The organism is Methanoregula sp. (genome assembly GCF_041663825.1).
Lineage (GTDB): Archaea > Halobacteriota > Methanomicrobia > Methanomicrobiales > Methanospirillaceae > Methanoregula.
In genome coordinates this window covers 1-14128 of the sequence record NZ_JBAYLY010000033.1, presented here as the reverse complement: position 1 = coordinate 14128, position 14128 = coordinate 1, and the positions used below count along the sequence as shown (strand labels likewise).

Sequence of the window (14128 nt, the reverse complement as noted above, 5' to 3'; positions counted from 1 at the left end):
GGATCCAAAAGGTCAGGATCACCCCTAGTAAAATAACCCCGAATCGGGCTCCGTTTCCCGGTTTTTTGTCCGGGTCGCGACCGGAAAACACCGTTATTCCCTTCTTTTCATTTCCTGTGGAGAATACGGGCAATCCTCGTCCCGTTTGCCAAAATACGGCAGATTTCCCCCTCGCCAGAGGGCCCGTAATGGCCTTTCTACAGCCCTGGTTTTTGCCACGTATTCTAATCCATCAGACCCGAAAAAAGGCTGCCGGAACGCGAATATGAGGCCCGGTTTCTCCGACGGAGACCCCTGAAAATGACAGGATGCCCGCCGGGGGGAATGCCGGGACAGGCCGGGTTGCCATCAGATATCTTTTGGATGAATGCGACCCCCGGGGATCCGGTCAAAGTCGTGATCGATGCTGACAAGTTTTAACTGGTTTTGATCTGCCGCGACAAACTGGTATGCATCATCAAAATCCAGATCGTATTGCCTGCATACGGATGAAACCTGCTTTAATTCCGGAAGGGACAGGGAAACAACACGGATATCCCGTTCTTCAATATCATCGAGAAAATCTTTGAACTCTTCGAACTGTTTCCTGCGGGTCAGGAAAATACCGATTGAATAAAGAGAAAAATCCGTGATAAAAAAAGAAGTATCCGTGTCCCGGGTCAGGAAATTCCGGATAACCGGGGAATATTCACGGTTCAGAAGCACTTAAAAGGAAAATATTGGTATCGGGGAGATACACTTCATTTCCACCAGTCGGGAATTTTTTTCTGAAGTTGAACAGAAGTATAATCCCCGTTTATATCTGCACAACAGCCAGCCCATGCAAATTTCATCGTACCGTGACGCTTCTCCTCTGCCCGTGCTGAAATCATCTCAATATATTTCAACACCTGGCGCTGCAACGCGGGAGGCATTTTCCGGATGACGGGTTCAACAGCATCAACCGACAGCATGGCAACTTTCTCCTTAAGCAATCATATCGTTTTCCCGGCTTATTGTTTTTTTCATGATACGACAGGAACCGGTCCCGCCGGTTGTTGGGCAAAAAGCCCCTGTTGAAGCGTTCCGCCTCGTACAAAATCCCGCCCACCATTTCCCGGCAATCATTTTACCCTCACCGGCATAATGATACAGTATCATGACCACTGCGGTCAAAGAACCAGAAGAGCGCCGGCAGGAAAAAGATATACTGACGCCCACCCAGAAGAAGAACCTGGATGAAACCAAGCACAAGTACCACAGGGCGCTTGAGCAGCTGAGCCGGTTATAACCGATCTTTTCTTTTTCTTTTACGGTGATACCCCCAAAAATCCCCACGGTTCAAAGAAACTTATTTCTTATGGAAAATCTACATACTCACCAGGTACCAGTTTATGACATCAGTCATCCATAACCCCGCTGTCGTGCAGGTTTCTGCGGGATCAGCAAAGAAAACCCGGGCCAAAAGCAAGGCCTCCTCAAAAGGGATCTTCGGGCTGCTCCCTGACTGGAAGATCGATACCCAGGAATTCCGGGATGAAATGCGCGATTAAAAATGGCCTCTTTTTTTGCAGACTCTTACGCCATCGTTGAAATTCTGAAAGGAAACGAACGTTACCTCCCCTATATGGCCGGGCACCTGGTAACAACTGAGTTCAACCTCTGCGAAGTTGCGTTTGCCGTATGCAGGGACTACCCGGAAAAAACCCGGCATGTGATGGCGCGTGTCTTTAAAGAGGGTTGCCCTTGTGTCAACCACGGATGAAGATTATTGCGAGGGTGCGGCCATGAGAAGAAAAACAACACGTGCCGGCAAGAAACTCTCCACGATCGATTGCGTCGGCTATGCCGTTTCCCGGCGGCAAAAAATTCCGTTCCTCACGGGGGATCGTGAATTTGAGGATATTGAAGAGGTTGAATTCGTCCGGTGACCGGGAGGTGCCAGACCCTTTAGAGCCTTCATCTCTAATGCCCCCTCCCCGGCACAACCCCCCTCACACTCCCACGGGGATTCTCCACACCCCCGGCATACCGGGGGATCACATGGCAATGGCAGTGCATCACGGTCTGCCCGCTCGCTTCGCCCACGGCAAACCCGATGTTGTAGCCGTCCGACCGGAACGTTTCTTCAATTATCTTTTTGCATTCACCGATGAGATCGACCGTTTCACGCCGCTCATCAATCCCTCATCGAAAAGAAATTCGGTGTGTGCCGGAACGGGATCACGAGCAGGTGGCCCTGGCTGACCGGGAGAACTTGTCCCACCGGGCAGCTCCTGTGATAGGGATTCGTGAGGTTCGACCGGCAACTTCGGGCTCAAAAAAAAATCCCCCGGACGTGCCGCCGGCCTGACCTTCCCATTCCCCTTATTCCCGCCGCCCCTCATCTGCGATCCGCTGCACTGCGATCCCGCAGTAGTGCGGATCGATCTCGATCCCGAGTGCCTTGCGGTTGCACCGCGAGGCGGCAACAAGCGTGCTCCCGCTGCTCATAAAGGGATCGAGCACTGCATCTCCGACAAACGAGAAAAGTTTCATGCACCGTAACGGCAGCTCTACCGGGAAGGGGGCGGGCTCCAGTCGCTCCCAAACCGGAAACCCTGTTCAGGGCGTATTTTCCCCCACATTCCACCAGTCCACCCGACCCAATCCGGGCTCAATGTGAGCCCCGATTGCCCCCCGACCCGCCCAAAAGAAGCCCGTATCGGGCTCCGTTTAAAAATCTCCTCAAATCGGGCTTATTTTCGAAAACGGAGAACGTAAAACGGACTCGATAATGGGGTTCTTTTGGCAAATCTCATACCTGATGGGCACTTTTACGATCCGAAAAACGAAGGCCGCCAGAACGCGAATATGGGGCTGTAAAGGGCATTATATGGGGCTCAAAATGAGCGTATTTTTTGAAATGGGGGGCTATAAGGGGCTGGATTTTCGGGATCTGCCAAAAAGGGTGAATGTCGGGCGGCCGGAAGGCGTTTTTTCCGGAAATTTCCGTAACCTTCGCGAACTTTTTTTGAAAAGATCGGTACTGTCATTGAACTTTTTTTGGAATCTTCACCAACCTTACCGGACTTTTTTATAAAAGCCTGACAACCCTGCTGAACTTTTTTGAGAAGGTCCGGTAACCTTGCCGGACTTTTTTTGGAATGTCCGTCAGTGCATCCTGAAGGTTCAGACGGGAAACTGTCTGTCCGTGCCCCTGTTTTTTCAGAAAATGTTTGGTAACTTCACCAGACTTTTTTGAAAAAGTTCACCAACCTTAACGGACTTTTTTACAAAAGTTCGATAACTTCATCGGACTTTTTTGAAAATCTTTAGCTACTATGCCGGACATTTTCCGGAATCCTCAGCTCATGATCGGAACTTTTCCGGAATAACCCGATCCGTATTCTGATTATTTTTTAAAATGATGAATAACTGTTCCAGACTAAAAAAAAATCCCCCGGGCGTGCCGGCCCGACCCTTCCCGCCAACTTATTCCCGCCGCCCTTCATCAGCGATCCGGTGCACCGCAATCCCGCAGTAATGCGGATCGATATCGATCCCGAGCGCCTTACGGTTACACCGCGAGGCGGCAACAAGCGTGCTCCCGCTGCCCATAAAGGGATCGAGCACGGTGTCGCCAACAAACGAAAAGAGTTTCATGCATCTCAAAGGCAGCTCGACTGGGAAGGGGGCGGGGTGGCCGATCCTGCTCTTCCTCTCGCCGTTGAATGTCCAGAGCCCGTTTGTCCAGGCCATGAACTCGTCCCGGGTGATGTCCGATGTACGCGAGCCGCTCGTCTTCTTCCACGAGTCCTTGTAGAGCACTACTACCAGTTCCACGGGAGCGATTACGTACGGCGCCGACGCGGAGAGCCACGAGCCCCACGCGGTCCGGCGCGAGATATTGCCCTCGTTCCAGATGATGGTTGAGTGGTAGGCAAAGCCGCACTCCTTTGCAATCGTGGTGAGATCGGCTCCCACGCTCTGCTGGCCGCCCTTGTTCTTGTCGAGCGGGATGTTGAGGCAGAACCGGCCGTCACTTTTAAGCCAGCGGTGACAGCGCTTCATCCAGCGTTTTGAGAAATCGAGATACTCATCGTACGTAAGATGGTCATCGTGGGAGTTGTACTTAATATCCACGTTGTACGGCGGCGAAGTGACGACAAGATCGATGCTTTCTGACGGGACTTTCTTTGTGGTAAAGATATCTTCGTTGATGATCGTAAGATCATCATCCTGGAAAAATGCTCCCCTTTGCATGTCGTCATCCCTGAAGGATCGTTGATCGTTATACCTAAAGTAGTTCCCGGCTGGTATGACCCCGGGATTTTTTACCTGGAAGCCCAGATAGTATTTCATGCACAATAAGCCCGGCCCGGTCGAGGCCTTCACGTACACTCCCATCGGTACGATCCATTCGCCGTATACAGATATCGCCGGCATGCCGATCCAGCCATCCGGGGCCCGGGGCGTCCGGGGCACAATCGAGATCAGGAGTGACCTCTGCGAGGGGCTTTGTGATCTCGACGGTTTCTCCCATATCATCCTGCTGTATGCCCTGCACCGGTGCACGGGATACAGCCTGACGGTCACCCCGTTCCTCGACCCCGCACCCCACGGCATCTTTGCGACACGGTCGCCAAAACGCCCGAACGCGATCGGCCTTTCGGTCGTCCGGCTCGTGGGCGTGGACGGCTGCGTGCTCACGATCGAGGACGTGGATATCCTTGACGGCACACCGCTCCTCGACATCAAACCCTATGTGCCGGCGTTCGATGCGCATACCGATACCCGGCACGGGTGGTTTGAGCACGCCGCAAAAAACGCAGAAACTGTGCGATCAGATGACCGGTTTAAATGAACATTCCCGGGAGTCGGGCGGATCGATTCGGAATTCTTAATACTCATTTGCGCCGGATGGTAGATCTATGGCAGAACAAGAAGCCCTTCGTGGCATCCCCGGCATCCTGCGTCCGTTCAAGGAATATATCAAAAGCCTCGGCTTAAAAGAGGGAGACCAGATTGTCTACTACGGGTGCGTGGGAACCTGCACGCCGTTTGTAGAATTGCTTGCCGTTGCGATCCGGGGGTTCCATCTCAAACAGGTCTTCGTGCCGCTGCTTGATGAGAGCAAGGCCCGGACGATTCGTGACGTTCCCGACGTGGGGATGCAGGCATCGGGCGAACATGTTGCCATTTCCCCCAAAGTAATTGTTATCATGGGCGGGCTTGCGATGCCGATGATGCCGACAACAAAGGAGTTAGTACGGGATTTTGCAGGACACTACCCGGAAGCAAAAGTGGCAGGCCTCTGTTTCCAGAATATGTTTGAGCGGGCCGGCTGGATGGGTGTTGTTCCGTTTGATTTTACCATCAGCGCGATGATCGAGCCCATCACGGTATTGCGGTGCGACCAGTAACTATTGAATAAGAATGGTTGGAGGCTGGTTTTTACTGCGGATTGTGGGATATAAGATCTCAGGAAAAAATTTGCTCCGCAGGGCAATTCAGGGCAAGGATAATGAAAAATACCTGCAGATTGAGACAGAGTTTAACTCAGGCTAATGTATAAATTCATACCGAAAAAAACACTATGAGAATGTTCTTAATAGTCGGTTTCATACTTCTTATCGTCGCACTCTTTCCCTATATCATTTATTTATTCGGTATCTCGTTTGGTAAAAAACCCACTGACGCTGGTTTTCCCAAAGATAACCCAAAAATCAGTATGATAATTTCAGCATACAACGAAGAACGGGTCATCGGGAATCGGATTGTGAATCTGATGCAGTGTCATTACCCCCGGGATTCCTATGAAATTATCTTTGTTGATGACTGCTCGAGCGATAACACTCTTTCCCGCGCAAAAACATGCCTGGAGGAATCAGGACTAGAGTACAGGATCATTGCAAATAACGAGCGATTAGGGACCAACCGCTCATATAACAATGCGATAAAATTCGCGAGATACCCGATCGTTGTTACAACGGATGCCGATGTTTTTTTTGAACCGGATGCGCTCAATTATCTCATAGGAAGACTTGTAAGTGATCCAAAGATTGCCGCAGTTACCGGTGAACTCCGCCCGGTTCTAAACGAGAATAATACCACAAAACTTGAATATGCGTATCGATCTTATTTTGGCCGTATCTGTGACTGGGAAAGTGCAATTGATTCAACCTATAATTTTAATGGTGCACTCGTGGCATTCCGCACGGATTTGATCCGGAGGATTGATGATAAACGGGGAGCTGATGATGCCAACACGGCATTCGAAGCGATCCGGAAAGGGTATCGGGCGGTTTATGAACAGCGAGCGGTGGTTTTTGAAGATATACCTGATAGTTTCGGGGTACAGTACCGTCAGAAAATCAGGCGGGCCAAGCAGTTGATCGAAGCCACTCTTGCAAACATGAACCTCTTGGGCATGAACCGACCGTTCACTCGTTTTTTCTATCCGTTGCGCATTTTCCTATATCTCTGCACCCCGGTTCTCTTCTTTATATCACTTTTCCTAATCGCAATTGGGCTCTATTATGCAAGTCCGTTTATCCTGCTCGGGTTGATTAGTCTTACTATGGTAATCGGGGTTGTCTGGAGGCAAAATCTTTTAAATGCGTTTATAGTGAACCAGTTCTATCTTGTAACGGGCCTGTTGAATATGGGGAAAGATACACGGATATGGGAGAGTACTTCAAAAAAAGGGAATTAATCTGCGGTTCTATTTCATATGATAGTTTATCACACAGGTCAAAACCCCTAATGTATTCCCCTGCAACGTTCCAATTCTATCTGGGAAACTACACCAGGAAAGAGAAAGCCCCGTCAATTCAAGAACATTCTCGGGGATCGGGGGGTATTTTTTTGCACATCCAAATTTATTAATGCTTCCGAAATCGACCTATTACTCGAAGGATAGGTTGGATATATGGTAAAACTGGATTTTATAAATCGCCGGAACCTTTTCATTGCCGGTATCGTAGCATTCTTTGTCATTGTTACCCTGTGGCTCCGCCTGCTCCCCATGCTCCTTTCGGGGGGTCATACCGACATCCTCCTGATGGTGGGTAGCGATGACCCGCTCTACAACCTGCGCCAGGTCGAGCAGCTCCTCGCCAATCACTTCTCGTACACCTGGTTTGACCCGATGACCGAGTACCCGAATGGGACGTCAATCTACTGGGGCCCGCTCATGATCTATATTTGCGGGTTTGCCTGCCTGATCGCAGGTGCAGCGACACGCCCGGAAATTATCGGCATCTGTTTACTTGTACCACCCCTCATGGCGGCTGCAACTGTCGTTCTGATGTATTATGTCGGGAAGATATGCGGGGACTGGAAGACCGGCCTTCTGGCATCCGGTTTTACCGCAGTGGTATCGGGACAGTTTTTTTACCGGTCATTGTACGGATATCTCGATCATCATATCGGAGAAGTGATCTTTTCAGTGCTCTTCTGCCTGCTCTACCTGTACATCCTGTTTTCAGAAAGAGAGGCTAAAATAGACCTGAAAAACTTCGCAACCTGGAAAAAGACCGCACTTTTGTCGGCCTTCGCTGGCATTGCATATCTCCTCGGTTTGTTTATAATGCCGACGATGATCGTGTTTGCCCTTATTGTTGTAATTTTTACCGTCATCCAGTTTATCATCAACGTGTACCGCAATGCTTCAGGGGAATACCTGCTTGTGGCAAATACGATTATTTTTGCCATCGCGATCATCGGGCTCCTCATCTTTGGGTTTAAAAACCCGGGAATTAACCTCTCTACTTATTCCATCGGGCATGTTTACGCTTACCTCTCTGTAATAGCAGGAACCGCAGTCCTGTACCTGCTTGCCCAATACCTCAAGGGAAAAGAAAAATATTACTATCCGCTGTCACTGGTCGGCCTCGCGGCAATTTTTGCCGGAGTCCTGTTTGTGGTTAGCCCCCAGTTCTTCAACCAGCTTATCGGAGCATCATTCCAGTTTTTCGGGCAGGCGCCGGTGACCGATACTGTTCAGGAAGCCCGTGGCTGGTCCATGGCAAGTGCATGGGCAGCCTTCAACTACGGGCTTATTCTCATGCTCGGCGGGGCACTGGTTATCATCTATAATGTATTCCGTGAAAACCGCCCCCACGAAATCTTTGCGCTGGTCTGGTCGGCAATCATATTCTACTCCACCTGGCAGCACGTCAGGTACGAGTATTACCTGGCAATCAATATTGCACTGCTATCAGCGATCTGTATCAGTTTTGCCATCGGGCTGGGATGGGGCGAAATATCTCGTCTTGCACGGGGCATAACGTCCGAGTCAAAATCAGAGGACTCTTCAGATGACAAGACATCAAAAGGCAAAAAGCAGAAAAAAGCAGAGCGGAAAAAGACGGCTGCTGTGACCACCAGTTATCTGGGTCTCGGACTGCTCGTTATTACTGTCATTCTTGGCCTCCTGTTTGTGTATACGTCAGTATCTTACAGTTATACCAATGCATCCGGCAATGCCATCTTCATGAACCCGGACTGGAGGGATTCCCTGGTGTGGATGGAAACCAATACACCGGCGACCGGGGTTGACTATTCCACGATCTATGATAAAAAGAGTTTCACGTATCCCAATTCATCCTATGGTGTCATGTCCTGGTGGGACTACGGCCATATGATCACTTACATCGCACAACGAATCCCAAATGCCAACCCGTTCCAGGCGGGAGTTGCAGGTCCCGATGGCTCCGCTGCCTATTTCATGGCAACAAATGAATCGACAGCCAACACGATTCTCGATCATGAGGGTACCAGGTACGTGATCACCGATATTGAGATGGACACCGGAAAATTCTGGGCCATGGCAACCTGGTTCAATCCAACGGCAGCGGCTGCACCGTATCAGATGACCGTCCTCGTTCCCAGCCAGACTGGTTCCAGTAATTATCAGTCTGCGCTCTTGAATGAACAGCCCTATTACGATACGATGATCTCACGGCTCCATAACTTCGACGGGTCCATGGCAACAGCTACCGCGGCATACTACGTCGAGTATTCAGACCAGAGTATCACGCATGTCTCATACCCGGTTCTCACCAACGCTGAAGCGATGAACGCATCTGCCGCCGCAGCCCGGGCAGCACAGTACAACCAGAATGCCCCGGCAGGTTACCATGCGGATGTACTCAGTTCCTCCATTATACTGCCGATCACGAATGTTCCCGCTCTTCAGCATTACCGTCTTGTCCACGAATCATCGACCAACGTATTTTCATCGAACACGACCGATGTGAAATATGTGAAAATCTTCGAATACGTCAAAGGCGCCCATATAAAGGGATCCGGTATCATCGAAGTCCCGCTCGTGACAAACACCGGCAGGAACGTCATCTACCGCCAGCAGAGCACCGACGGAGAATTTGTCGTTCCGTATTCCACAACCGGCAATCCCTACGATGTGAATGCGACCGGGAAATACCAGATTGCAGGAACCGGGACGACTTTTGACGTGCCCGAATCTGCCGTAATGCAGGGACTGACCATCAATTAATCCCTTTTTCGTTGGGTTCTGGTGAGGAGAAACCCTCACGGGGATCATACCTGCATTTTAGTGTGGCGGTCAGCGGGGCAATATACAATAAAGAGAGGTCTGCAGGCACAACTGCGCACTTCTTGCCAGCACGGACAGAATCTTTCTATACTATAAATGAACTCATTGTCATGTATGCTCACGGAAGAGATCGCACTTGGCATGCGGGTGAGGTATCCCCGTACCGGAACCACCGGTGCCGTGGTCCGGATTGAGCAGGTGGCAGGAAACCAGTTTGCCGAACTGGATAGCACCCACCTTCTCTATCGTACCGATCAGTTGATCCCGGCAGAACAAACAAACCGTTCAGCCACCACCATTACGGAAGATGCAAAAGAGGTAATCCGGCGTGAACGGGAATTTGCCGGGGGAAGTGAACTCCAGGAAGCCTTAAAAAATATCGACCAGAGCTGCGAGGGCGGGGGATAACCATTCCCGGGACCATGATCCCCATCGGGAGCTTTTTCCTTTTTGTATAATCAGATACCAGTAAAAAAAGTAAAAACCGGGGAACCGTTAAAAACCGGCCGTTAGAGGTTATGTATAAGTATTCCCATTAGATATAGGATAAGGAGGTTCGATTTCATTTGCATGATGTGACAATACCCAGTGTGAATATCGGGGTGGTGGGCCATGTGGACCACGGGAAAACCACGCTCGTTAATGCGCTCACCGGTACCTGGACGGACCGGCACAGTGAAGAGGTGCGGCGTGGTATTTCCATCCGGCTGGGCTACGCAGATGCAACATTCTACAAGTGCGGACATTGCGAAGGGCCGGAGGCATACTCAACAAAGCCGGTCTGCCCGGTCTGCGGGGGAACCGGAACACCGTTCCGGTCCATCTCGTTTGTGGATGCACCCGGGCACGAGACCCTGATGGCGACGATGCTCTCCGGCTCTGCCCTGATGGACGGGGCGATGCTTGTCATCTCCACCACGGAGAAATGCCCGCAGCCGCAGACAAAGGAGCACCTCATGGCACTGGGGCTTGTCGGCATCAGGAAGATCGTGATCGTCCAGAACAAGATCGATGTTGTCTCCCAGAAAGAGGCAATGGACAATTACCAGCAGATCAAGGCATTCGTGAAAGGAACCATAGCGGAGAATGCCCCTATCATCCCGGTCTCAGCCCAGAAAGGGATCAATATTGGCGCACTGGTGCAGGCACTGGACCAGACCATCCCCGAGCCGGTGCGCGATCCTGCCGCCGAACCGGTGATGCTTGTTGCCCGCTCCTTTGATATCAACAAACCCGGCTGCAACTGGAAAGAGGTAAAAGGCGGTGTGGTCGGAGGGTCTCTTATACGGGGCATCCTCCGCGAAGGCGACGCTATTGAGATCCGGCCCGGCAGGCAGACGCAGGTCGAGAACCGGATCAAGTGGATACCAATCACCACCGAGATTACCTCCATTAACGCCGGTGCAGATACCGTAAAAGAAGCAACGCCGGGCGGGCTCCTGGGTATCGGGACAAAACTTGACCCGGCGCTCACGAAAAGCGATGCGCTGGCCGGTCAGGTTGTCGGCCATGTTGGCAAACTACCTCCGGTATGGGATAAGATCAAATGCCAGGTTACCCTGATGGAGCGGGTTGTGGGAGCAACAAGCGAACTGGTCATCGAACCCTTAAAATACAACGAGCCGCTCATGCTCTCCGTCGGCACAGCGGTCACCGTCGGGGTTGTCACAAGCACCAAGAAAGAAGCAGTCGAAGTGCAGCTGAAACGTCCGGTCTGCGCAGAGCAGGGAGCCCGGATCGCTATCAGCCGGCAGGTGGGAGCACGCTGGCGGTTAATCGGGATGGGTGTTCTCAGCGAGTAAGAGTCCTGCTGGATGCTAACGCGCTCATGATGCCGGCGCAGTTTAAGATCGATCTCTTCAGTGAGATCCGTGAACTGCTCGGTAGTTTTGAACCGGTAGTTCTCCCCGGCGTTGTGCATGAACTGACCGGGTTGTCCCGGGCAAAAGGCAATGATGGCGCCGCGGCCCGGCTCGGTCTTGCGCTTGCAGGGCAGTGCACGGTTGCGGAAGGCACCGGGTCTCCTGTTCCGGTGGACGATCAGGTTGTTGCCTGGGCATCAGACAACGACTGCCTGGTGGTGACAAATGATCGCCGGGTCAGGGATGCATTGCTCGCGAAGGGTGTCGGGGTTATATCCATGAGAAAACAGAAAAAACTAGAGATATTGCGAAGGTAGGTGGGTTATGTATTACAAGATGATGCTGGAAGACAAAGTCAGGGTGCCCCCCACCCGGCTTGGCGAAAAACTGGAAAAGGTTCTTTTGGAGGTCCTTCAGGAGCAACTCGAAGGGAGTATCGATAAGGAACTCGGGATATTTATCGCTGTCACAAAAGTTGAAGACGTTGGTGAGGGCGAGATCGTACCCGGAGACGGCGGCGTATATTACGATGTGAAATTTGAGGGGCTCGTCCTTCGGCTCGCCCTGCAGGAAGTCATTGAAGGGCTCGTTGTGGAGACTACGAGTTTCGGGGCATTTGTCAGCCTTGGGCCCATCGATGCCATGCTGCACGTGAGCCAGATCTCAGATGAATACATCAACTTTGATGAGAAGAACGCCCGGCTGATCTGCCAGGAATCCAAACGCTTCATCGGAGTCGGCGATATCGTCAGGGTCCGCGTGGTAACGCTCTCCTTAAATGAGCGCGAGCCGCGGGACAGCAAGATCGGGCTCACCATGCGGCAGGCCGGCCTTGGCACTGCGCTCTGGCTCGAAGAGGAGATCGAGAAGGAGAAAGAGAAAGCCGCCGGTGGCAGCACACCTGCACCAAAGGAGAAATCCGAAAAGGCTAAGGGCAAGAGGAAAGACCATGCCGCCGATGAATAAGAAAAAGCAGGGCAAAGTCTGCCGGGACTGCCACCGGGTGGTTGAAGGCGAGAACTGCGTGATCTGCGGAACAGCAAATTTAAGCGATGACTGGTCGGGTTACCTTGTCATCATTGACCCGGAAAATTCTGACGTGGCAAAACGGATGAACATCAAGCTTCCCGGACGGTACGCGCTGAAGGTCCGCTAGAATGCTCGTGCTCCCCAAAGAGTCGCGCAAACTCTTCAAGGACCCTTTCGGAATACTCCACCGGGATTTCAGTACGGTGATCCCGGAACTTGCCGGGCGTGCGGTTTATTCGGTGGGGGATGTCGTTACCCACAACCTCCAGAAAAACGGGATCACCCCTGCAATCGCCGTGGTAGACGGCCAGACCATGCGTTCGCCATGCAGCCGGATGCCGGAGATCTCCGGTGAATGTATCCATGTGGAAAATCCGGCCGGCACCATCACCGACGACCTGGTCAAAGCGCTTACCTACGCAATTGACCATACTCCGGTTACCATCATGGTGAACGGAGAGGAAGACCTCGCCGTGATCCCGCTCGTGATCGCCGCGCCGGAAGCAGCCATCGTGCTCTATGGCCAGCCGCACAAAGGTGTGGTACTCCGCACGATCGATGCCGAGGCAAAAGCCGCCGCAAAAGAACTTCTCCGGCAGTTTGTCCGGGTTGGCGCATAATTAAAAACGAACCGACAATTTACTTTTTTTGTAGTTCTCAATAGTCAGAATATTTATCCGCAAGAATTACTCTAATTTCATGAGATGCCGTGATGCAAACCTGTATAATATTAAAAAACAGTGATGGCGACGGTGGTTCGGGCGAATGCCCCATGTTAAATGGTGCACATCTGAAAAAATGCAAATATTTCAGGTGGAATAGTTTCTGCCCATATTTTCAGCAGATGAAAGAGAACCAAAAACCATCGACTAATTTGGTTATTCGGTGCCTACATTTTGTCTGGTTATGGGGTTTCAATGACTGGGAAGAGTGTGAACGGCCGAAATGGATTCGCCCCGGAAGAGCAAATTTTATGGATTCTTTTTTTTATGGTGCAACGACGACAACTACCGGAAGAACCTTTTACTATATGATTACCGGGAGATATGGCGAACCAACACAAGTGCCATATCCAGTCAAATGTTATCGCAAATTACGTAGCCACGCATTATGGGAGTTATGCCGCTGATCTGATTAATAATTATTAAAAAAACAAAGATAATTTTTCACCTTTTCACGGTTGACGCTGTATCATCTTGATGGAAATTATGAGAGTCGCGCTCTGAATTTAATTTTTTATTTAAATCACAGTCAACAAGGATCTGTTGAAAATCTTTTTTGAAAAACAAGGCCCCCCTCTTGCGCCACCAGTCCCCTTGGGGGACGGGGCGCAGTGTGATGCCTAGAGATTACCTGTACAGAAAATCTCTACACTTTTAAGTACCGGTAATACAGCACTATCATAAATGGGGGATGCCCGAGCGGCGGGGACGGAGGCATAAATGCCGGAGTCCCCAAGAGCGTTATAATAAGAGATTCAATGATTTCTACAGGGCCGTCAACAGTGTATTATAAAAAAACAGAAAAAATTTCTCGTTTTTGGCGTTTGGGGATTATTCCGTTGTTTTTTAAAGCAGGGTTCTGGTTTTAAATAACACGGTTTCCAATAATTACAGGATATCGATGGACTTTGAAATCGAGAGCGATAAAAGGAATGAACTTTTATCACGAAGAGAGATTCAGTTTACTCTCACAT

Annotated in this window: 19 protein-coding genes; 14 read left to right on the top strand and 5 right to left on the bottom strand. The window is 50.9% G+C overall.

Annotated features, from left to right (window positions below; genetic code table 11):
- Positions 1-348 precede the first annotated feature (348 nt).
- Both WCX19_RS12605 and WCX19_RS12600 read right to left on the bottom strand, forming a co-directional pair.
- Entirely contained in the window at positions 349-705 is a 357-nt protein-coding gene (locus WCX19_RS12605; RefSeq protein ID WP_373008667.1) for a PIN domain-containing protein, read from the bottom strand.
- A gap of 35 nt (positions 706-740) precedes the next feature.
- Positions 741-974, bottom strand: coding sequence for a DUF2281 domain-containing protein (locus WCX19_RS12600; RefSeq protein ID WP_373008665.1), 234 nt, complete (start codon positions 972-974; stop codon positions 741-743).
- Positions 975-1138: 164 nt separating this feature from the next.
- On the opposite strand from WCX19_RS12600, the gene WCX19_RS12595 reads away from it, so the two are divergent.
- The 4 genes from WCX19_RS12595 to WCX19_RS12580 all read left to right on the top strand — a co-directional run bounded on the left by WCX19_RS12595 (position 1139) and on the right by WCX19_RS12580 (position 1910).
- Entirely contained in the window at positions 1139-1270 is a 132-nt protein-coding gene (locus WCX19_RS12595) for a hypothetical protein (RefSeq protein WP_373008663.1), read from the top strand.
- Positions 1271-1373: 103 nt separating this feature from the next.
- On the top strand, positions 1374-1532 hold the full coding sequence (locus tag WCX19_RS12590) for a hypothetical protein (protein WP_373008661.1): 159 nt from the start codon (positions 1374-1376) through the stop codon (positions 1530-1532).
- A 2-nt stretch (positions 1533-1534) separates the two neighbouring features.
- A complete protein-coding gene (locus tag WCX19_RS12585) occupies positions 1535-1744 on the top strand; it encodes a hypothetical protein (protein ID WP_373008659.1) in 210 nt (69 codons plus the stop codon).
- 22 nt (positions 1745-1766) lie between these two features.
- Positions 1767-1910: a hypothetical protein gene (locus WCX19_RS12580; protein WP_373008657.1), complete on the top strand. Its 144-nt coding sequence runs from the start codon at positions 1767-1769 to the stop codon at positions 1908-1910.
- A 34-nt stretch (positions 1911-1944) separates the two neighbouring features.
- On the opposite strand, the gene WCX19_RS12575 is transcribed toward WCX19_RS12580, so the two are convergent.
- The 3 genes from WCX19_RS12575 to WCX19_RS12565 all read right to left on the bottom strand — a co-directional run bounded on the left by WCX19_RS12575 (position 1945) and on the right by WCX19_RS12565 (position 4323).
- Positions 1945-2112, bottom strand: a complete 168-nt coding sequence (locus tag WCX19_RS12575; protein ID WP_373008694.1) for an HIT family protein — start codon at positions 2110-2112, stop codon at positions 1945-1947.
- A 234-nt stretch (positions 2113-2346) separates the two neighbouring features.
- Positions 2347-2559, bottom strand: coding sequence for a DNA methyltransferase (locus WCX19_RS12570; RefSeq protein ID WP_373008692.1), 213 nt, complete (start codon positions 2557-2559; stop codon positions 2347-2349).
- Positions 2560-3453: 894 nt separating this feature from the next.
- Positions 3454-4323, bottom strand: a complete 870-nt coding sequence (locus WCX19_RS12565) for a site-specific DNA-methyltransferase (protein WP_373008655.1) — start codon at positions 4321-4323, stop codon at positions 3454-3456.
- Between WCX19_RS12565 and tsaA the strand changes: the two genes are divergently transcribed.
- The 10 genes from tsaA to WCX19_RS12515 all read left to right on the top strand — a co-directional run bounded on the left by tsaA (position 4322) and on the right by WCX19_RS12515 (position 13052).
- Positions 4322-4825 carry a tRNA (N6-threonylcarbamoyladenosine(37)-N6)-methyltransferase TrmO gene (tsaA, locus tag WCX19_RS12560; protein WP_373008653.1) on the top strand — a complete coding sequence of 168 codons (504 nt, stop codon included), beginning with the start codon at positions 4322-4324 and terminating at the stop codon, positions 4823-4825. The genes WCX19_RS12565 and tsaA overlap by 2 nt on opposite strands.
- Before the next feature lie 67 nt (positions 4826-4892).
- Positions 4893-5384 carry a DUF2124 domain-containing protein gene (locus WCX19_RS12555; protein WP_373008651.1) on the top strand — a complete coding sequence of 164 codons (492 nt, stop codon included), beginning with the start codon at positions 4893-4895 and terminating at the stop codon, positions 5382-5384.
- Between the two features lie 308 nt (positions 5385-5692).
- Positions 5693-6676 carry a glycosyltransferase gene (locus tag WCX19_RS12550; protein ID WP_373008649.1) on the top strand — a complete coding sequence of 328 codons (984 nt, stop codon included), beginning with the start codon at positions 5693-5695 and terminating at the stop codon, positions 6674-6676.
- 216 nt (positions 6677-6892) lie between these two features.
- Positions 6893-9481 carry an oligosaccharyl transferase, archaeosortase A system-associated gene (locus WCX19_RS12545; RefSeq protein ID WP_373008647.1) on the top strand — a complete coding sequence of 863 codons (2589 nt, stop codon included), beginning with the start codon at positions 6893-6895 and terminating at the stop codon, positions 9479-9481.
- 174 nt (positions 9482-9655) lie between these two features.
- Positions 9656-9949 carry a DUF2098 domain-containing protein gene (locus tag WCX19_RS12540; protein ID WP_373008645.1) on the top strand — a complete coding sequence of 98 codons (294 nt, stop codon included), beginning with the start codon at positions 9656-9658 and terminating at the stop codon, positions 9947-9949.
- 158 nt (positions 9950-10107) lie between these two features.
- The gene (locus tag WCX19_RS12535) at positions 10108-11343 is read left to right on the top strand and encodes a translation initiation factor IF-2 subunit gamma (RefSeq protein WP_373008643.1); all 1236 of its coding nucleotides are present in this window, start codon (positions 10108-10110) and stop codon (positions 11341-11343) included.
- Entirely contained in the window at positions 11256-11720 is a 465-nt protein-coding gene (locus WCX19_RS12530) for a PIN domain-containing protein (RefSeq protein ID WP_373008690.1), read from the top strand. Before WCX19_RS12535 ends, WCX19_RS12530 begins: the two co-directional genes overlap by 88 nt.
- Positions 11721-11727: 7 nt before the next feature.
- Positions 11728-12369, top strand: coding sequence for a DNA-directed RNA polymerase (locus WCX19_RS12525; RefSeq protein ID WP_373008641.1), 642 nt, complete (start codon positions 11728-11730; stop codon positions 12367-12369).
- Positions 12353-12559 carry a transcription elongation factor subunit Spt4 gene (gene spt4, locus WCX19_RS12520; protein WP_373008639.1) on the top strand — a complete coding sequence of 69 codons (207 nt, stop codon included), beginning with the start codon at positions 12353-12355 and terminating at the stop codon, positions 12557-12559. The genes WCX19_RS12525 and spt4 overlap by 17 nt, the downstream gene beginning before the upstream one ends.
- 1 nt (position 12560) lies before the next feature.
- Positions 12561-13052 carry a GTP-dependent dephospho-CoA kinase family protein gene (locus WCX19_RS12515; RefSeq protein WP_373008637.1) on the top strand — a complete coding sequence of 164 codons (492 nt, stop codon included), beginning with the start codon at positions 12561-12563 and terminating at the stop codon, positions 13050-13052.
- The last annotated feature ends 1076 nt before the right edge of the window (positions 13053-14128 follow it).